This window comes from Sphingomonas sp. UYAg733, assembly GCF_054057355.1.
On the sequence record NZ_JBSRZE010000017.1, the window covers coordinates 48,506 to 67,165 of the forward strand.

At 64.7% G+C, this 18,660-nt stretch carries 20 protein-coding genes; 16 read left to right on the forward strand and 4 right to left on the reverse strand.

Features of this window, described 5'->3' with window-relative positions:
* Positions 1–69: 69 nt before the first annotated feature.
* The 4 genes from ACVWZA_RS19035 to ACVWZA_RS19050 all read left to right on the forward strand — a co-directional run bounded on the left by ACVWZA_RS19035 (position 70) and on the right by ACVWZA_RS19050 (position 4,713).
* Positions 70–1,776 carry a GGDEF domain-containing protein gene (locus ACVWZA_RS19035; RefSeq protein WP_457312941.1) on the forward strand — a complete coding sequence of 569 codons (1,707 nt, stop codon included), beginning with the start codon at positions 70–72 and terminating at the stop codon, positions 1,774–1,776.
* Positions 1,777–1,853: 77 nt separating this feature from the next.
* Positions 1,854–2,063 (forward strand): hypothetical protein, encoded by a 210-nt coding sequence (locus ACVWZA_RS19040; RefSeq protein ID WP_457312942.1) that lies wholly within the window; start codon positions 1,854–1,856, stop codon positions 2,061–2,063.
* 39 nt (positions 2,064–2,102) lie between these two features.
* Positions 2,103–3,827, forward strand: coding sequence for an AMP-binding protein (locus ACVWZA_RS19045; RefSeq protein WP_457312943.1), 1,725 nt, complete (start codon positions 2,103–2,105; stop codon positions 3,825–3,827).
* Positions 3,828–3,981: 154 nt separating this feature from the next.
* A complete protein-coding gene (locus tag ACVWZA_RS19050) occupies positions 3,982–4,713 on the forward strand; it encodes a class I SAM-dependent methyltransferase (protein WP_457312944.1) in 732 nt (243 codons plus the stop codon).
* A 152-nt stretch (positions 4,714–4,865) separates the two neighbouring features.
* Here ACVWZA_RS19050 and ACVWZA_RS19055 read toward each other — a convergent pair whose 3' ends face one another.
* Positions 4,866–6,224: an NAD-dependent succinate-semialdehyde dehydrogenase gene (locus ACVWZA_RS19055; RefSeq protein WP_457312945.1), complete on the reverse strand. Its 1,359-nt coding sequence runs from the start codon at positions 6,222–6,224 to the stop codon at positions 4,866–4,868.
* A 138-nt stretch (positions 6,225–6,362) separates the two neighbouring features.
* On the opposite strand from ACVWZA_RS19055, the gene ACVWZA_RS19060 reads away from it, so the two are divergent.
* The 7 genes from ACVWZA_RS19060 (at position 6,363) to ACVWZA_RS19090 (ending at position 11,826) form a co-directional block, all read left to right on the forward strand.
* A complete protein-coding gene (locus ACVWZA_RS19060; RefSeq protein WP_457312946.1) occupies positions 6,363–6,602 on the forward strand; it encodes an exodeoxyribonuclease VII small subunit in 240 nt (79 codons plus the stop codon).
* A gap of 4 nt (positions 6,603–6,606) precedes the next feature.
* Positions 6,607–7,506, forward strand: coding sequence for a polyprenyl synthetase family protein (locus tag ACVWZA_RS19065; protein ID WP_457312947.1), 900 nt, complete (start codon positions 6,607–6,609; stop codon positions 7,504–7,506).
* A 129-nt stretch (positions 7,507–7,635) separates the two neighbouring features.
* Entirely contained in the window at positions 7,636–8,136 is a 501-nt protein-coding gene (gene coaD, locus ACVWZA_RS19070) for a pantetheine-phosphate adenylyltransferase (RefSeq protein ID WP_457312966.1), read from the forward strand.
* Positions 8,137–8,287: 151 nt separating this feature from the next.
* Positions 8,288–9,040 carry a peptidylprolyl isomerase gene (locus tag ACVWZA_RS19075; RefSeq protein WP_457312948.1) on the forward strand — a complete coding sequence of 251 codons (753 nt, stop codon included), beginning with the start codon at positions 8,288–8,290 and terminating at the stop codon, positions 9,038–9,040.
* A 36-nt stretch (positions 9,041–9,076) separates the two neighbouring features.
* Positions 9,077–10,156: a tRNA preQ1(34) S-adenosylmethionine ribosyltransferase-isomerase QueA gene (gene queA, locus ACVWZA_RS19080; RefSeq protein ID WP_457312967.1), complete on the forward strand. Its 1,080-nt coding sequence runs from the start codon at positions 9,077–9,079 to the stop codon at positions 10,154–10,156.
* Positions 10,157–10,313: 157 nt separating this feature from the next.
* On the forward strand, positions 10,314–11,390 hold the full coding sequence (locus tag ACVWZA_RS19085) for a DUF1176 domain-containing protein (RefSeq protein WP_457312949.1): 1,077 nt from the start codon (positions 10,314–10,316) through the stop codon (positions 11,388–11,390).
* A gap of 235 nt (positions 11,391–11,625) precedes the next feature.
* Positions 11,626–11,826, forward strand: coding sequence for a hypothetical protein (locus ACVWZA_RS19090; protein WP_457312950.1), 201 nt, complete (start codon positions 11,626–11,628; stop codon positions 11,824–11,826).
* A gap of 38 nt (positions 11,827–11,864) precedes the next feature.
* On the opposite strand, the gene ACVWZA_RS19095 is transcribed toward ACVWZA_RS19090, so the two are convergent.
* Together ACVWZA_RS19095 and ACVWZA_RS19100 are read right to left on the reverse strand one after the other, a co-directional pair.
* Entirely contained in the window at positions 11,865–12,230 is a 366-nt protein-coding gene (locus ACVWZA_RS19095; protein ID WP_457312951.1) for a hypothetical protein, read from the reverse strand.
* A 69-nt stretch (positions 12,231–12,299) separates the two neighbouring features.
* On the reverse strand, positions 12,300–13,898 hold the full coding sequence (locus tag ACVWZA_RS19100; protein ID WP_457312952.1) for a hypothetical protein: 1,599 nt from the start codon (positions 13,896–13,898) through the stop codon (positions 12,300–12,302).
* Between the two features lie 250 nt (positions 13,899–14,148).
* On the opposite strand from ACVWZA_RS19100, the gene ACVWZA_RS19105 reads away from it, so the two are divergent.
* The 5 genes from ACVWZA_RS19105 (at position 14,149) to ACVWZA_RS19125 (ending at position 18,103) form a co-directional block, all read left to right on the forward strand.
* Positions 14,149–14,676: an EF-hand domain-containing protein gene (locus ACVWZA_RS19105; protein WP_457312953.1), complete on the forward strand. Its 528-nt coding sequence runs from the start codon at positions 14,149–14,151 to the stop codon at positions 14,674–14,676.
* A 42-nt stretch (positions 14,677–14,718) separates the two neighbouring features.
* Entirely contained in the window at positions 14,719–15,396 is a 678-nt protein-coding gene (locus tag ACVWZA_RS19110) for an HAD hydrolase-like protein (protein ID WP_457312954.1), read from the forward strand.
* 121 nt (positions 15,397–15,517) lie between these two features.
* The gene (tgt, locus tag ACVWZA_RS19115; protein ID WP_457312955.1) at positions 15,518–16,654 is read left to right on the forward strand and encodes a tRNA guanosine(34) transglycosylase Tgt; all 1,137 of its coding nucleotides are present in this window, start codon (positions 15,518–15,520) and stop codon (positions 16,652–16,654) included.
* 52 nt (positions 16,655–16,706) lie between these two features.
* Entirely contained in the window at positions 16,707–16,910 is a 204-nt protein-coding gene (locus ACVWZA_RS19120; RefSeq protein WP_457312956.1) for a hypothetical protein, read from the forward strand.
* 164 nt (positions 16,911–17,074) lie between these two features.
* Positions 17,075–18,103, forward strand: coding sequence for a cell wall hydrolase (locus ACVWZA_RS19125; protein WP_457312957.1), 1,029 nt, complete (start codon positions 17,075–17,077; stop codon positions 18,101–18,103).
* A gap of 133 nt (positions 18,104–18,236) precedes the next feature.
* Here the strand turns inward: ACVWZA_RS19125 and ACVWZA_RS19130 are convergent, their stop codons facing one another.
* Positions 18,237–18,572: a hypothetical protein gene (locus tag ACVWZA_RS19130; protein WP_457312958.1), complete on the reverse strand. Its 336-nt coding sequence runs from the start codon at positions 18,570–18,572 to the stop codon at positions 18,237–18,239.
* Positions 18,573–18,660: the final 88 nt, after the last annotated feature.

An 18,660-nucleotide genomic window follows, 5' to 3' on the forward strand; every position in this document is an offset into this window, starting at 1 on the left:
GTAGATCGATCGGCCCGGCAAGGCGCCGCTCTTTACCTTCTGTTCGGCATCTCGGGTTACAACACCCGCATGCTTCGGGCTTTGTTTTTCAATCTGTTGGCGTTGATCTGCCTAAGCTTCGCGACGTTGTTCGCGACAAGCACGCCCGCGCACGCTCAGGCCGGAACGGTGGGCAAGCCGATCCACACCTGCATCCTTCGCGCCGCGCCTGGCATGACCGCCGCGACCCTGTTGCGGTCGCCCGCCGCTTTCGATTGCACGACACCGCAGCCGAAATTCGGCTCAGGGGATTTCTGGGCGATCAGCCAGCCGGTCTCGGTCGCCGATACACGCCAGCGAATCGGTGTGCGCGTGCTCAGCCAGTGGCAGGACAGCATGACACTCTATGCGCTCTATGCCGATGGCAAGGTCGCGACGATCCGCACCGATGCCCATTCGGCGACGCGCCATCTGCAACTCGGCGCGATCGTACACCGCTGGCTGCCGCGGCGCGACGCCCCCGTGGTGCGGCTGTTATGGCATGTCGAGGGCAGCATGAACTTGCGCGGCATCGTGCTTGGCGCGACGATCGCGACCGGGACCGAAACGGCGATGTCCAATATCGTCCTGGCCGCGATCTACTCCGGGTTCGGCGGCCTGTGCCTCGCGCTGCTGCTCTACAATCTCGGCCTGGCCCGGGCTCTGCGCCAGGACTATCTGCCGCTCTATTGTATGATGCTCGTCGCGCTGATGCTCTATGCCTTCTCGTCGTCGGGCGCGCTGGCCTGGGCTTTCAACGACATCGACAACCGGGCACGACTGCGCATCAATTACGTGACGCTGGCGATGGTCGGCGTGTCAGCGGTCGCATTTCTCGGCTATTTCTTCGAACAGGGCGTGATGACGCCGCGCCTGCGTGCGCTGTCCCGGATCGCTTCAGTGGCGGTGGCGCTACCGTCACTTGGCCTGGCGCTGCTCGCGCCCTGGGGAATGCGGGTGTTCGACACCGCCTATTCGCTCGGCTTCGGCTTTTTGATCCTGTCGATCATGCCGATCCTGTACAGCGCCTGGCGGCACCGCAGTCCCTATCTGTGGCTGTTCGTGGCCGCCTGGTCAGTGCCGATCGGGCTCGCCGCGACACGCACCGCGTACAGCTTCAACCTGCTGCCCTATAGCTTCTGGCTCGATAATTCGACCGTCGCTTCGATGGCGATCGAGGCGGTGCTGTCGTCGATGGCGATCGCCTATCGCATCCTGATGATCAGCCGGGAGCGCGATGAAGCGCGCGAACAGGAGATTGCCGCGCGGCTCCTCGCCGATACCGACCCGCTGACCGGCCTGCTCAACCGCCGCGCTTTCCTCCACCGCGCGATCGGGCGTGCGGGAGACCAGACGCTGCTGTTGATCGACATCGACAATTTCAAGCGCGTCAACGACACGATTGGCCATGACGGCGGTGACGAGGTGCTGCGCGTGGTCGCGCGGATCCTGCGCGCGACCACGCACCCGCACGCGCTGGTGGCGCGGATCGGCGGCGAGGAATTCGCCGTGGTCACGCAATGCGACCGCCCGATCGAACCCGAAGTGATCCTTGCCGGATTCCGCAGCGGGCGGATGCCGTTCGATCTGATGGTCACCGCCAGCATCGGCGTGTGCGTCGGCCCGCTGCACAAAGAGTCGGACTGGAAAGCGCTATACCGCGCCGCCGACCGCGCGCTGTTCGCCGCCAAGGAAGCTGGTCGCGACCGGGTCCGCGCCGCAGGATCACAGCAACTGAAAAGGGCCGCTGCGGCCTGAGCTTCACTTGCCGTCATGCCGTTCGATCGGTACACCCGGATCGTTACGGGGGCTGATCTACGGAAAAGGAGCGTCTGGTGCGCGACCGTCGAATTGGCCTGATCGTTGCCGCGGCTTTGCTGCTGACGCTTGTCGTGCGCCATCCGACCGCCGATATCCGGATCATCACCCATGACCGCGCCGACCTGACGCCGCAGCGTGTCCTGGCCGCGCTTGATCTCGGCATCTTCGCGGTGTCGGTGCTGGTCACCTGGACCAGGCATCTGCCAAGGCAGCTGAAGGTCTGACTCTTGCACGGTCCGAAACCGCTGCTTACACCTATGTCAATGACCGACCCGACCCCATCCCCGACCTCAACTCCGGCCGGCGCCTGGACCGAAGCCTATCGCCACCCGACGCGCTGGGATACGCCGATCCCGCCCTTGTCGATGGTCGAGTTGTTCGACCGCGCCGCCGCGCTCGCCGGACAGGCGCCACTGATCGATTTTCTCGGCCGACATTACAGCTTTGCCGAGACGCTCGACGGTGCCAATCGCGTCGCGGCGGGCCTGGCCAGACTTGGCTATGGTCCGGGCGACCGGATCGGGTTGTTCCTGCCCAATGTGCCGCATTACGTCGCGGCCTATTACGGCGTCCTCAAGATCGGCGCGACGGTGGTCAATTTCTCGCCGCTCTACACGGTCGACGAACTGGCGCACCAGGTCGCGGATTCGGGCACGCGCATGCTGTTCACCGTGTCGGCCAGCGCGGTGCTGCCAACCGCGCTGAAAGTGCTCGAGCAAAGCGGGCTCGAACGGCTGGTGGTCGGGTCGGTCGCGGGTGCGCTGCCCCCGGCCAAGTCTTTGCTCTACCGCCTGTTCAAGGGCAAGGAGGCCACCAGGCGGCCGGACGATCCGCGCATCATCGCCTTCTCCGCGCTGATCGACAATGACGGCCAGCATACGGCCGTGGCGATCGATCCGGTCGAACATGTCGCGCTGATCCAGTACACCGGTGGCACCACCGGCACGCCCAAGGGCGCGATGCTGACGCATCAGAACCTGTCGGCCAATGCGCGTCAGGTGATGGGACTCGATCCGCATCCCGGCGCGGCCGACCGCATCCTTGGCGTGCTGCCGCTGTTCCATGTCTTCGCCAATACCTGCGTGCTCAACCGCACCGTGCTCAATGGCGGCTGCATCGTCATGCTGCCGCGCTTCGATGCGGGGCAGGTGCTCGCCGCGATTCACCGCACCAAGGCGACCGCGCTGCCCGGCGTGCCGACCATGTACCAGGCGCTGCTCGACCACCCCAAGGTCGGGCGGACCGATTTCTCCTCGCTGCGGATATGCATTTCGGGCGGCGCGCCGCTGTCGGCCGAGTTGAAGGCCAAGTTCGAAACCGTCACCGGCGCCACCGTGGTCGAGGGTTATGGCCTGTCGGAGAGTAGCGGCGTGGTGTCCGCCAACCCGTACGAGAATGAAGGCAAACCCGGCACGATCGGTCAGCCGATCCCTGGCACCAGCGTCGCACTGGTCGACAAGGGCGATCCCGCTGTGCCAGCGCCCGCGGGCGAACCCGGCGAACTGGTCATTGCCGGCCCGCAGATCATGAAGGGTTATTGGGGTAAACCCGAAGCGGATGCTGAGGTGTTCGTCACCGATGACAAAGGCACACGCTGGCTGCGCACCGGCGATGTCGGGACGATCGACCCCGATGGCTTTATCCGCATCGTCGACCGGCTGAAGGACATGATCGCGGTCAGCGGCTTCAAGGTCTTTCCGAGCCAGATCGAGAATATCCTCTACCGCAACCCGGCAGTGAAGGAGGCATTGGTGATCGGCATTCCCAATGTCTATCGCGGCGAACAACCACGCGCTTATGTGACGCTCGCCGACGGGCGCATCACGACCGGCGAGGAGTTGCGGGACTGGCTCAACCCGCAGCTCGGCCGGCACGAGCGGGTCGATGAGGTCGTCATTCGCCTGACCATGCCCAAGACGATGATCGGCAAACTCAGTCGCAAGGACCTGGTCGCGGAGGTCATCGCCGAGATACCACCCGGCGGCTGATCCGATGCGCCGGGATTTATGGCGGATGCATCCGTGCCAGTCCGGCACGCTTTCCTGTTCGGCGCGTTAACCGTCTCCATTAGCCTTGTTTTATCCATCTTTCGATGGCGTGATGACCTAATCCTTGATCGCGGACCAAGGGAGCACAGATGAAATGCGATCGATTCGTTCGCGGTTGCGCAACCGTAGTGCCGGCCAGGTGTTGCAACTGATCTTCAAGAATATTCGGCACGGCATCGCCGGCCTCTCGCGCGGACGGCGCGCACTGCGCGTTGCCGATCTGGCATTCGACCGGCGCTGGGGCACGGAAACCAGCCGGAGCGTCAGCATCCATGATTTGGGAATCGCCCGGTCGCGCATGGCGCGGTGTTGCCGCTACGATCCAAGCAGCACAACCATGCTGACCGATCCGCTCGCCGCGCTCGACGTGGACCCGACCGCCCATGATTTCATCGACTATGGCGCCGGCAAGGGTCGGGTGATGATGCTGGCGATGGAGCTCGGCTTTGCGCGCGTGACGGGAATCGAATTGTCGTCACGCCTGTGCGATGTGGCGCGCGCCAATATCGAGCGCTTCAGGGGACAGCACGCCGGCATGCCGACCGCGCGGGTGATCGGCGCCGACGCGACGATGTTCGTGCCGAGCGGACGCGACATCATCGCCTATTTCTACAATCCGTTCGATGCGACGATCATGACCGTGGTTCGGCACCGGCTGGAAAGCGCGCTACGCCATCGCACCGGCCGGGTGCTGGTGATCTACGCCAATCCCGAACATGGCGCGGTGTTCGACGCGCCGGGCTGGACACACGGGCCTTCCACGCCGGGCGTCGCGACGTTCATGGGCCAGGCGGAGAATTTCGGGCGGCAAGCGCTGGCGGCATAGGCGTAGCCGGCCGTCGTTCCCCAATCGCTACCCGTCCGTCACCCCGCGAAAGCGAGGGTCCCGCTGTCTTGGTTCCTGAACCGGCCACGGAAAGAGAAAGAAGAAGCGGGATCCCCGCTTTCGCGGGCGTGACCGGTGGAGCCGCTTCCTCCCTACCCCACCACCGTCTTCAAATTCATGAATTCGTGCAATCCATACGGCCCAAGCTCACGCCCATGGCCCGACCGCTTGATCCCGCCGAACGGCGCCTCGGGATTGCTCGCGAGCATCTGGTTCACTGCGGTCATGCCCGCTTCGATATAGCGCTCGAACTGCTCGCGCTCGGCCGGGTCGTTGGTCCAGACCGACGATCCCAGCCCGAACGGGACATCGTTGGCGAGGCGGATCGCCGCATCGATGTCCGCCGCCTTGAAGACCATCGCGACCGGCCCGAACAATTCCTCCTGCGCGACCGCATGATCCATCGGCACATCCACCAGAATGCCCGCCGACATATAGGCCCCTTTGCCGGGCAGCTTCTCGCCGCCAAGGATCAGCCTCGCGCCTTCCTTTTTGATCGTCGCGATCTGGTCGAGCACGGTCTGGCGCTGCTCCTCGCTCGACAATGGGCCCATATCGGTGTCGGCCGCCATCGGATCGCCGGCCTTGACCGCCGCCATGCCCGCGGTAAACTTTTCCAGGAATTCGTCATAGATGTCGGCATGGACGATCATCCGCTTGGCGCAGATGCATGACTGGCCGGTGTTCTGGATGCGCGCGGTGACTGCGGTCTTCACTGCCTTGTCGAGATCGGCCGAGGGCATGACGATGAACGGGTCCGAGCCGCCCAGTTCGAGCACGACCTTCTTCAGCGCGCGCCCGGCAGCCTCGGCGACCTTCATCCCCGCGCCTTCGCTGCCGGTCAGCGTCACCGCGACGATACGGTCGTCGGCGATCAGCGCATCGACCTTGTTCGATTTGATCGCGAGATTCTGAAACACGCCGGCCGGCGCGCCCGCCGCGACGACCATTTCATCGATCGCCGCCGCGACACCCTGCACGCTCGATGCATGTTTCAGCAGGCCGACATTGCCCGCCATGATCGTCGGCGCGAGGAAGCGCACGACCTGCCAATAAGGGAAATTCCACGGCATCACCGCGAGCACCGGCCCGATCGGCAGCCAGCGCGCGGTGGCGGTGCCGGTCGCGGTGGTGAACTGACGCGAAGCGAGCATGTTCGGCCCTTCCTGCGCGTAATGGCGGAAACCGGTGGCGCATTTCTCGACTTCGGCGAGCGAGGATTTCAGCGTCTTGCCCATTTCGCGCACCGCGATCTCGGCCAGGCGCTGGCGGTTGGCGTCGAACTGATCGGCGATCGCCGACAGCAGCGCGGTGCGCGTCGCATAATCGGTCGTGCGCCATGCGTGGAACGCGTCATGCGCCCGCTGCACCCTGGCTTCGATCTCGTCGGCGGTCAGCTCGGCGAACGATTCGCCGGCCTCGCCCGTCGCTGGATTGATGCTGGTGAACATGGGGCACTCCGACTCTCGGGTTCTGCCCGCCGACGGCGCGGCGGTGTTGTGACCTCCCATAAAAGCCTCCCCCACAAAAGTCTTGGGGGCCAGTGGCTATCCTTGACCCCCTGATATCGCCTGCCGCATAGCGGCACGATGGAACAAGCGATCGAAGACTTGTCGTTCGAAGCGGCACTGAGGGAGCTGGAGGCGATCGTCTCCCGCCTCGAAAGCGGGGATGCGCCGCTCGAAGAGGCGATCCGCCTGTACGAGCGCGGCGACCAGTTGCGGCTGCGTTGCAAGGAGCGGCTCGACGCGGCGCAGGCGCGGATCGAGGCGATCCGGCTCGACGGCGAGGGCCGGCCGGTCGGCACCGCACCCTTTGCCGCCGGCTGATCGCGTGATCGCAACCTCTCTGACGCTGCAGGCCGCGCTGGGCGAGGTCGCGACCGATATCGACCGGCGCTTCGAAGCGCTGCTGACCATTCCCGACGATCCCCGTGCCGATCTGTATCGCGCGATGCGCCATGCCGCGATCGGCGGCGGCAAACGGCTCCGCCCGCTGCTCGCGCTGGCGACCGCGCAGCTATTCGGCGTCGACCGCGATTGCGCCGGTCGCACCGGCCTCGCGATCGAGTGCATCCATGTCTATTCGCTGATCCATGACGATCTGCCGGCGATGGACGACGACGATCTGCGTCGCGGCAAGCCGACCGCGCATAAATTGTTCGGCGAAGCGGCCGCGATTCTCGCCGGTGACTGCCTGCACGCACTGGCGTTCGAGATCCTCGCCGACCCCGCCACGCACGGCGACCCGCATGTCCGGGTCGAATTGATTTCCGACCTGTCGCGCGCGTCCGGGCCCAACGGCATGGCCGGCGGCCAGATGATGGACCTGGAAGCGGAGAAATCGAGCTTCGACCTGCCCACCGTCACAAGGTTGCAGGCGATGAAGACCGGCGCGCTGATCGCCTGTTCGGTCGAGGCCGGCGCGATCCTCGGCAAGGTCCCGCCCGAACAGCGCACGCCGCTGCGCGGTTATGCCCGCGACCTCGGCCTCGCCTTCCAGATCGCCGACGACATCCTCGACGTCGAGGGCGACGAGGCCGTTGCGGGCAAGAAGCTCGGCAAGGACGCGGCGGCGGGCAAGGAAACCTTCCTGTCATTGCTTGGGCTCGACCGTGCACGCGGTCAGGCGCGCATGCTGATCGATCAGTCAATCGAGCATCTGCAGGGCTTCGGGTCCGAGGCCGACCTGCTCCGCGATATCGCCCGCTTCGTGATGGACCGCGACCGGTGAGACATTCTGCCGTCACCCCAGCGAAAGCTGAGGTCTCTATGGGACCAGCGCTACGGCCCGAACCAAGACTCGGACCACGAGATGCCGGCCTGCACTGGCATGACGGCCTGTGGGAGGCATGACATGACCATTCGCACCGGCGTCTATCCCGGCACTTTCGACCCCGTCACGCTCGGGCATATGGACATCATCCGGCGCGGCGCGAAGCTGGTCGACCGGCTGGTCATCGGCGTCACCACCAACCCGTCCAAATCGCCGATGTTCAGCCTCGAAGAGCGGCTGGCGATGGTCAAGCGCGAGGTCGGTGATGTCGGCGGCGAGATTCACGTCGTCGCGTTCGATTCGCTGTTGATGGATTTCGCCGAGCGCGAAGGCGCCAAGGTCATCGTGCGTGGCCTGCGCGCGGTCGCCGATTTCGAATATGAATATCAGATGGCGGGCATGAACCAGCAGATCAATCCACGCGTCGAGACGGTGTTCCTGATGGCCGATGTCTCGTTGCAGCCGATCGCCAGCCGGCTGGTCAAGGAAATCGCGCTGTTCGGCGGCGACATCCATAAATTCGTCCCCGCCCGCGTTCGCGACGAGGTCGTCGCACGGGTGGAGAAGATCGGTCGCAAGGGTTCGTGAAGACGGCAGTCGGACTATCCCCGACCGCCACCCTCGCTTTCCCGAGGACGAAGAGCGAAAAGCACCACATGATATCGCCGCCAATGTTCAGATTGGCGCAAGCACCGATATGCTCTAGACACCCTTAATCACTCGATATTGCGAGACCAAGATGCGCTTGATTGCCAGCCTGATTGTGTGTTTTTCGGCCCTGATCGCGGGACCGGTATCGGCGCAGACCGCCGCCGTCGCGCCGCGACTGCCGGTCGCGTCGATGACCGACAAGGAAAACCTGCTGTATCTCGATTTGTCGACCGGCGGCCGGGTGGTCATCTGGCTGCGTCCCGATGTCGCGCCCAAGTCGGTAGAGCGGATCAAGATGCTGACTCGCCAGCATTTCTATGACGGTCTGTTGTTCCACCGCGTGATCGACGGGTTCATGGCGCAGACCGGCGATCCCAAGGGCAACGGCACCGGCGGATCGACGCTGCCCGACGTGCCGGCAGAGTTTAATTACCTGCCGCACGTCCGCGGCGCGGTCGCCGCCGCACGCGAAGGCGCGCCTGAGGGTGCCGATGCTGCGGCGAAGAAAAAGGCCGAGGGCAGTGCCAACAGCCAGTTCTTCATCGTGTTTCAGCCGCGCCTGACGCTCGACAAGAAATACACCGTGTTCGGTCGCGTGATCGAGGGCATGCAATATGTCGACACGATCGAACGCGGCGAGCCGCCGATGAACCCATCGCGCATCCTCCACGCTTATGTCGCGGCCGACAATCCGCCGGGTTATATCCCCGCACCGCCCGTCGCGGCACCCGCGCTTGGTGCGCCGGTGATCTTGCCGGGTACCGAGGCAATTGGCCCCAAGCTCGCCAAGCCCGCCGCCAAAAAGCCCGCACCGAAAAAACCGACTGCGAAAAAGAAGTAACCATCGTCCCGCATGCGCGGGGCTGACGGGAACGGCATGAAGGTCGATCTGTTCGATTTCGAATTGCCGCCAGAGCGCATCGCGCTGCGGCCGGCCGAACCGCGCGACGCGGCGCGTCTGCTCGTGCTCGAAGGCGCGGGCACGGATGGCGCGACGCGCGACCTGCACGTTGGCGACCTGCCCGCGCAACTGCGTCGCGGTGACATGCTCGTGTTCAACGACACGCGCGTTATCCCGGCACAGCTCGAGGGCGTGCGAGCGCCGCGCGCCGATGGCGGCCCCGATGCGAACCGCGATGCGGGCGGCGCGAAGATCGGCGCGACGCTGCACAAGCGCGAAGGACCACGGCGCTGGCGCGCCTTTGTGCGCAACGCGAAGCGGCTGCGCGACGGCGACACGATCGATTTCGGCCAGGGCGTCACCGCGATCGCCGCCGACCGCGCCGCCGATGGCAGCTTCGCGCTGAGCTTCACCGGTGAAGAACCGGTCGAAATCCTGCTCGACCGCGCCGGCCGCATGCCGCTCCCGCCCTATATCGCTGCGCGCCGCGACGCCGATGCGCGCGACGCGGAAGATTATCAGACGATGTTCGCCGCGGAAAAAGGCGCGGTCGCCGCCCCCACCGCCGCGCTGCACTTCACCCCCGCGCTGATGACCGCGCTGGCCGTGGCGGGCGTGGAGCAAGCGACACTGACCCTGCATGTCGGCGCGGGCACTTTCCTGCCGGTCAAGGTCGATGACACGGCGGAGCACAAGATGCACGCCGAATGGGGCCGCATCGACGCCGCGACGGCCGACCGCCTCAACGCCGTCCGCGCCGCCGGCGGCCGCGTCATCGCAGTCGGCACGACCAGCCTGCGTCTGATCGAAAGCGCCAGCGGCGAAGACGGCGTGGTTCGCCCGTTCGAGGGCGACACGGCGATCTTCATCACCCCGGGCTACCGCTTTCGCGGCGTGGACGGGCTGATGACCAATTTTCACCTGCCGCGCTCGACATTGTTCATGCTGGTCAGCGCGCTGATGGGGCGAGAGCGAATGCAGGCGGCTTATGCGCATGCGATCGGGAGCGGGTACCGGTTTTACAGTTATGGGGATGCGAGCTTGTTGCTGCCATGACTCGATTTGGCCGAAAGCCGCAGGGCCGCTTCGGCGCGGATCGTGTGGTTGCGACCGATTTCGTAAAAGCCATGGCGCCGTATCCAGGGGCTATTTTGACGCTACCGATCTATGAAGATCCGCTCTGACTTCCGATATGGCTGCGAGGAGAAGGCGCGTGCAACGCATACACTCTTACAGCGCGCGTGCGGTATGTGCTCTTTTCATTCTGTTTTCGTGTCTCTCGATCGCCGCCGCTGCGCCGCGCCGCCCGATTCAATCCTATGACACTTACAAATCCTGGTTCGTCGTCTGCGACAACACACTCACCTGCGTTGCCAAGGGCTTTGCCGACGTGAGTGGGGGTGCCGAAATCACATTCGAGCGACAGGCAGGCCCGCAAGGGGCGCTCACTGTATCACTTAGAGCCGATCATCATTTCAGTCTTGCCGATATAAGCATTGATGGACAGCCGGCGGGCCTGGCCAAGCCGGTATGGAATCTTGCCGTGTCGGACGACGAAACCTCCGTAACAAGCGACGATATCATCGCGATCCGGGCACTCGTTCAGCGGTTACGTAACGCTTCAAAAATTACCGTTGGCGGCGCCGGTGAAGTGCTACTCGACGGCTTTACCGCCGCGATGCTGCGGCTCGATGAGCGGCAGGGCAGATTGGACGGTATGACGGCGCTCTTCCGGCCGGGGTCCGCTCCGGCGTCTCACGTTCCTGTTGCTCCGCCGCTCCCGAAAATTGCCGTTCACCCGATCAATGCCAGCCTCGCAAGTGGTGAAGAAAAGCGTTTGATCGCGGCGGTTCGCTCCGACCAAAAGGCTGCATTCGACAAGGAAGGCTGTGACACGATCGACAACGTCATGGAGCCGGAGGTCCACGCACTGGATAAAAAACAGGCACTGGTATTTATTCCCTGCATCATGGGCGCTTATCAGGGGTCATCGCTTGCATTCATCGCCCCTCGCGGCGGCGGTCACGCCCGACGATTGATCGCACCGACGCCTTATCGGGGCAACCAGCCCGACCGATCTGACGCAGCCTATTTCACTGAAAGCGATTTCGACCCGAAGACTGGCACGCTCAGCATGGCCGCCAAGGGGCGTGGACTCGCCGATTGCGGAATGTCCGCAAGCTGGATCTGGGACGGCGAAGCGTTTCACCTTTCGGAAATGTCCCTTCAGCAGACTTGCGGCGGGATCGAACCGGGCGACTGGCCAACATTGTTTCGCTCATCACACTAAATAGTTGGTCCGGCATTTGTGCCGGGGAGCGGCGTCAGCCTGATCGCCTCGGCGCTCTTCGAGACGTCATGTGCCCGGTCGATCTGGCGTTCAGGCCGAGGCTTGCGCCAACGCCGGCCCGCGATCCCACACGATAAGCGGCGCACAGCGGTCCTCATCAACCGGCCACATAAAAACCTGACAATTGCACGCCAGCCGCTGGACGCCGCCACCCCGCCGTCGCTATCGGCACCCGATGAGCATCACCGCGACCATCATGAATACGTCCACCGGACAGCCGATCCAGCGCATGACCTTCGGGCGCATGCCCAAGCCATGGGCCTCGTTCAACCTCGAGACCGGCGAGCTCGTCACCGCCGACCGCGTCCATGTCGGCAAGCCCGCGCCGGGCAAGTTTGTTGCGCCGGTTGAGGTCTGGGTAACGCCCAAGGCGTGAGCGGCGGCCATCAGCCGCCGCATCGAATGCCGATCGTTCTAAGTGTTGGGGCAGCCGTCGTTGATCCACACCGTCAGTGCCGCGATGATGTCGTCCTGGGTCGGCGTGTCGGCGTTATAGGGCGGCGATGGCTGGGGCATCGGGCCGATCGATCCGGTGTTGGGATCGAACGGGCTGCCCGCCGTGCCCGACAGCGCCATGACGATGTTGGACGCGGCGGCATTGCCGACCTCGACGATCTTGAACCCGGGCACGCCGGGCATGTCGTCGGTGATGAACTGATCATAGTCGAGGTCCTCATAGAACACACCGTGCGGCGCGAGCGCGGGCGTCAGGTTGTTCGCCGCGACGAGTGCCGACAGATTCTTTTGAAGGTCGGCATAATTGCTGATCGTGATCGTCATCTCGGGATTCCTTCTCTCGGGTTCGGGGGCACATTGGGCATTGGGCGTTGAGTCGATCGGTGGCGAAGGTCAGTGCGGCAACGGGAAGCCGGCGGGGTTCTGCGCGACGACCGGTCCGCCGGGATAGGGCCGCACGGGTTCGGGGATGAAGGCGTTGCCGGTCGCCGCGATCACGCTGAAATCGCCGCCCTGGAACTGTCCCTGCGATCCATGGCAACCGAGGCAGCCGCCAGCGGTAAAGCCGACATATTTGCCGCCCTGCAGCTTGGCGACGTGCGCGGTGTTCGGGCCCGGCACATTCTGGCTCGGGCCGCCCAGTCCACCCTGGAAGAATTGCAGCGTGTCGTTGGTCTCGGTGGCGAAGTTCGACAGGAAAAATGTCTGCGCCGGGACCGCGCCGCCGGGGTCGTTCTGCACCACCGCCTGGACACCGATCAGCTGATAATTGGCCCAGACATTGGTCGCGCCGAACATGCTTCGGACCTGCGCCTGCATCGTCTGGTTATAAGCGACCAGGTTGAACGGGCTGCCGGCACCCGGAATGGGGAATTGCCGGGCGGCGGTGATCATGCCCGGATCGGGCAGCGCGCGCGGATAACCGGCTGGCCCGGCCACCTGGGGATTGGTGTTGATGAAGCGGAAGCCGTTGGCCTCGTTGCTGACATGTTCGAACGTCGCGAAGGTGAAAGTCGGGACGTTGGGCGTCTTCTGGATGATGTGCAGCGCGATCAGCAACAGGATATCGTTGTTGGCGACCAGCCCGCCGCTCGCAGTCTTCGTGTAATAAATGCCCTTGGTCCAGTGGAAGGCGTTGAGATTGTCGAGCTTGCTGTCGTAGCGCCGCCACGTCGCCTTGATCTCGATCGCGCCACTCGGCAGTTCGAACGGCGTGCCGGTCACCGGCATGTTGGTGATCTTGTTGATCGCCTGCGCCTTGGCCTTGCGCCGCGTCGCCGCATTGTTGAACTGCGTCGCCTTCAGGTAATTGAAGATCAGCGGGTTGCCCTTGGCTTCATAGACCAGACTCGCCTTGGTTTGTGCATCGAGGATCTGCTGCTGCTGCGCCGGGGTCGGGTTGGGAAAGGACTTGCTCAACGCTTCCGCGGCGACCGCGAACGGTGTATGGTACATGTTGGCCAGCGTGATCTCGCTCGCCTCGTCAAGATTGTTGAACAGGGTGAGGCTGGTCTGCGGCGTCGCCTTGGCGATGGTCGTCGCCGCACCATATTGATAGGCTGGCGCGGCATTCGGATCGGGCAGGATATTGCCGCCGCCGGACGCATAGGTGGGATAGAGTTCGTTGCGATGGTAGAAGGTCTCCCACACTGTCACGCCACCCGGGCCGGTCGTGCCCGACATATCGGTCGGCGATGGCTGACCGCGGAAATAGCCTGACGACGGCACCGCGGGATTGGTCTTGGCCGGCCAGGTCAGCGCGATGAATTCCTGCCAGGCGAACAGCGCGGCCTGTTGCGGATCGGCGGGATTGGCGATGTCGGTCGGCACGGTCGAACTGAATGCCGGCGCGGATGCGGTCGGGCTGGGCCTTACATCATCCATGGCATTGGATTGGCTGCAGCCGCCCAGTATCGCGACACCGAGCAGCGCGACCGGAATCGCCATTCGCGCTAGTTGCCGACCTGAATTGGTCAAGAAATCATACATCATGGATGGCCCCCACCAGACGACAGCGACCGAGTCGGACACGCCGACTATTTTTCGATGTCGGCGAATTTCTGCGATCGCGCCGACTATTTGTCCACCGCAACACGAGCCATCTTGGTTCTATACTGACAAGTACAGCGCGACGCACGGCCGTGCGAACGCGCTATCGCCATCACCGACAAACCGGCTATTGCTGCCATGGTCATGGGCGCTGCCATGGCCATGGGCGTCGCCAGCCCCTGAAAGGACCAAGATGCGCCGCCTGCCGCCCGCTTCCTTATTGCCCGCCTCCCTGCTGCCCGCCTGCCTGCTGCTCGGCGTCGCGATCCCGGCCTCGGCACAGCAGACGCCGCCGATCGCCTCCGTCCCGCCCGGCCCCGGCCAGCCCGCCGCGACGATCGTCGCCGAGCCGGTCGCGCTGCTGATCGCCGCCTGCGATGCCGATGGCGATGCGCGCGTGACGATGGCGGAACTCAGCGCCTTTATCGAAAAATCCTTTGCCGCCAGCGAAGGTGCCGGCACCGGATCGATCGGTTATATCGCCTATAGCGACTGGGCGCTGAAATGGCTTGGCGACCGCAACGCCCTGCCCAGTCCCTTCTCGGTCGATGCCGATCATGACGACCGCATCACGCTGCCTGAGATGCAGGACCAGTTCGCCCGGCAGTTCGCGCGCTTCGATGTCGATAAGGACGGTGTGGCGACGCGCGCCGAGCTGCTGACGATCAAGTCGGGCCTGCGCGATCCGGTCGGCCGGGGCAAACGTGGCGGCAAGCCATGATCACGTGACCGACATCATAGACGGGCCGATTGCGGGCCGGGCATGGCGGCGGTATCGAGCCTGATGCCCGCGTCGCGTTACAAGATGGTGATCCTGGATTTCGATGGCACGCTGGCGGACAGCGGCGACTGGTTCCTGTCGATCTCCGACGAACTGGCCGATCGCTTCCGTTTTCGCCACGTCCGGCCCGAAGAGATCGAGATGCTGCGCGGGCGATCGAGCCGCGAGGTGATCCGCTACCTCCGCGTGCCCCGCTGGCGGCTGCCCGCGATCGGACGTTATGTCCATGCGCTGCTCGCCACGCAGATCGACCGCATTTCGCTGTTCGACGGCGTCGCGGCGATGATCGAGACACTCGCCGCAAACGGCGTCCGGCTGGCGCTGGTCACGTCCAATTCGCAAGGCAATGCCTGCGCCATTCTCGGGCGCGAGATCACCGACCGGATCGAGCATTTCGAATGTGGCGCGTCGCTGTTCGGCAAGGCGCGACGCTATCGCCGGGTGCTGCGCCGCGCGAAGCTGCCCGCCGATCAGGTCTTCTCGATCGGCGACGAAACCCGCGACATCACTGCCGCGCACAAGGTCGGGATTGGGGCCGGCGCGGTGATGTGGGGCTATGCCAACCGCGTCGCGCTGGCCCGCCTGTCACCCGAGGCGATATTCGAAACGCCGGGCGAGGTGCTCGATCTGGTGCTGGGGAAGCCCTGCGCGACAAGTTGAGCGACCGATTCCCCCTCCGTTCGCTGGCGTATTGGAGGTCGCGTCTGCTCAGTGAGGTGACCCATTTTCAACCGCGCAACGGGTATCGACACCCCGCTCGGCCCGCGCCATTGGATCAGCGATGACTAAACCCCGTTTCGACTTCACCATCAACGCCGTCGACGGCAAGGCGCGTAGCGGCGAGATCGCCATGCGGCGTGGCACGATCCGCACGCCTGCCTTCATGCCGGTCGGCACCGCCGCGACGGTCAAGGGAATGAAGCCGGCCGACGTGCGCGCAAGCGGCGCCGACATCATCCTCGGCAATACCTATCATCTGATGTTGCGGCCTGGCGCGGAGCGGGTCGCGCGGCTCGGCGGTCTGCATGGTTTCATGGGCTGGGACCGGCCGATCCTGACCGATTCGGGCGGCTATCAGGTGATGAGCCTGTCCGACCTGACCACCCGGTCGGAAGACGGGGTGACCTTCAAGAGCCATCTCGACGGCACGCGTCATACGCTCAGCCCGGAGCGTTCGATCGAGATCCAGCGACTGCTTGGCTCCGATATCGTCATGGCGTTCGACGAGCTGGTCCCGACCACCTCGACGCGTGAAGTGCAGGCGGCGGCGATGGCGCGCTCGATGCGCTGGGCGAAACGCAGCCGCGCCGCGTTCGACGCCGGTGGCGATCATGCCGAGGGCGCGGCGCTGTTCGGCATCCAGCAAGGTGCGCTCGACCCGCGGCTGCGCGGCGAGAGCGCCGGTGCGCTGATCGAGATCGGCTTCGACGGCTATGCGGTCGGCGGCCTTGCGGTCGGCGAGGGACAGGAAGCGATGTTCGCCTGTCTCGATTTCGCGCCGGGGCAATTGCCCGAGAACAAGCCACGCTATCTGATGGGCGTGGGCAAGCCCGACGACATCGTCGGCGCGGTCGAACGCGGCATCGACATGTTCGACTGCGTGCTGCCGACCCGGTCGGGCCGCACCGGCCAGGCGTTCACGCGGGTCGGGCCGATCAACATCCGCAACGCGAAATTCGGCGAGGATGGCGGGCCGATCGACCCGGCCTGCGCCTGCCCGGTCTGCGCGACCTGGAGCCGCGCCTATCTCCATCATCTGGTGCGCGCGGGCGAAATGCTTGGCGCGATGCTGATGACCGAGCATAACCTGTATTTTTACCAGGCGCTGATGGCCGATTTGCGCGCGGCGATCGTTGAGGGACGGCTCAAGATCTTCGCCGATGCGTTCAGGGCGGGTTATGTGAAGAAGGGCCAGTGAAGATTGGGCCAGTGAAGATTGGGCGAGTGAAGACGACGTGAAGGATGATGGCGTGAGCGACGACAGCGTACCCGAGATGAACGAGATCGAAGCCGCCGCGCACGAGGCGAAGCGCGCTCGCGCCGCCGCCGACGCCGCCGACGAGGCGCGCGAAAGCGGCAACTGGCCGATCCTGCCGATCAGCATCGGCGTCGGTTCGGCCGCGCTGGCGGCGGCTTTGCTCTATGCCAACCGGTCGCGCAAGAAGCGCGACTGAGTCTTCGCGACTTACCTTGAGGCAAAGACTCGAAGAATTACCTTAACCATCAAGTGTTTCGCTACGGGACGGCGCGAAATCGGGGGCAGCCTGTTAAGGCCCGACGCGCTATGCGGGCGCGATCGAACTCGATGTGAGTCGATATTGGCCCAAAGGCGCGCTGCTTGACGCTGGAGACGATCACCAACTGGTTGCGGATGCGGCGGATCGGCAAGCTCGGCGTTGTCGGGATCGTCGCGCTGGTCTTTGCCGGTGTCTCGGCGCATGCGGCGATCCGCGCGATCGTCGAACAGAGCGCGCAGCCGGTGACGGTCGCGCCGCACCCCGTTGGCTATGAGACCGAGGATCATTTTCCCGGCGCCGCCTATCTCTATGTCGCCGACGAGAACGCCGCGCCCGCCAGGGGCACGACCGGCACCGCCGCACTGCCAGACCTTCCTTTGCCGCCCGAGGCCGCGACGCTCGCCGCCGATACCTCGGTCCAGGCGGCGGCACCCTTTTCGATGCGCTTCGCCAGCGCCACCGATCGCGGCCGCGCGCTGCAATGCCTGACCGCGGCGATTTATTACGAAGCGGCGAGCGAGCCCGATGCCGGCCAGCAGGCGGTCGCGCAGGTGATCCTCAACCGCGTGCGCCATCCCGCTTTTCCCGCGACAGTGTGCGGCGTGATCTATCAGGGGTCGGAACGCACCACCGGCTGCCAGTTCAGCTATGCCTGTGACGGGTCGATGGCGCGCATTCCGGTCAAGGCCTATTGGGAACGCGCGATGCGCGTCGCCGCGCAGGCGCTCAACGGTGGCGTCTCTGCCCCGGTCGGCATGGCGACGCATTATCATACTTATGCGGTGACCCCGTCGTGGAACCGTAGCTTGGTGATGACCGCCGCAATCGGCGCGCATTTCTTCCATCGCTGGCAAGGTTATTGGGGCACGCCCGCCGCATTCCGTCAGGTCTATCGCGGTGGCGAGCCGATTCCCGGCCCGCATCCACGCGCGGAAATGCCGGCCGTCACCCTCGCCGCGGTCGCCGCCGTACCGCCCGCACCGCGCACTGCACCGACGTCGATCCAGCCCGCTTATGCGCAGAGCGGCATGCCGACCGGCGGTTATGTCCCGGTCGCCGCGCCGGACGCCTTACCGGGGGATTCGCAGATCCTCGATCGCTGGAAGGATTCGGGCACGCCGCTGCGCTGATTTCGGCGTTTGCGCTGCCCCTATTCCGTCACCCCCGCGAAAGCAGGGGTCCAACTTCCTCTCTCGACCGTCGCAACGAAAACGGCCCCGCCATCGCTGGCGGAGCCGTTCCGGTCTTGTCAGTGTCCGGTGCTTAGTAGCGGCGGCCCTGACGGTCGTGCTTCTGGATCTTGATGCGCTGGCTCAACGTATCGAAGCGCCGATCGAGATCGCGGCGTTCGGCGATGGTCAGGCCGGGACGGCTGCGGCGATACTGCGCTTCCAGATTGTTGAGCTGACGGAACTGCGTCTTCAGCCGGGTCGCCTCGGCGCGGTTGAGCGCGCCCGAACGGATACCCTGGTCGATCCGGTTATACAGATTGGCCTGACGATGGTTGATCGTCTGCCAGGCCGGCGCGGCGCTCGCGGCTACGGGAAGCGCGGTGGCGGCAAAGCCCAGGCTGGCGATCAAAATGGTAATCTTCTTCATAACCCTCACTCCTTTTACGCGGCCGATCTCGTTGGCCTGAAAGGGGTTATGAGACTCGCGTGTCGCGCGGATGTGCCAATGATGTGCA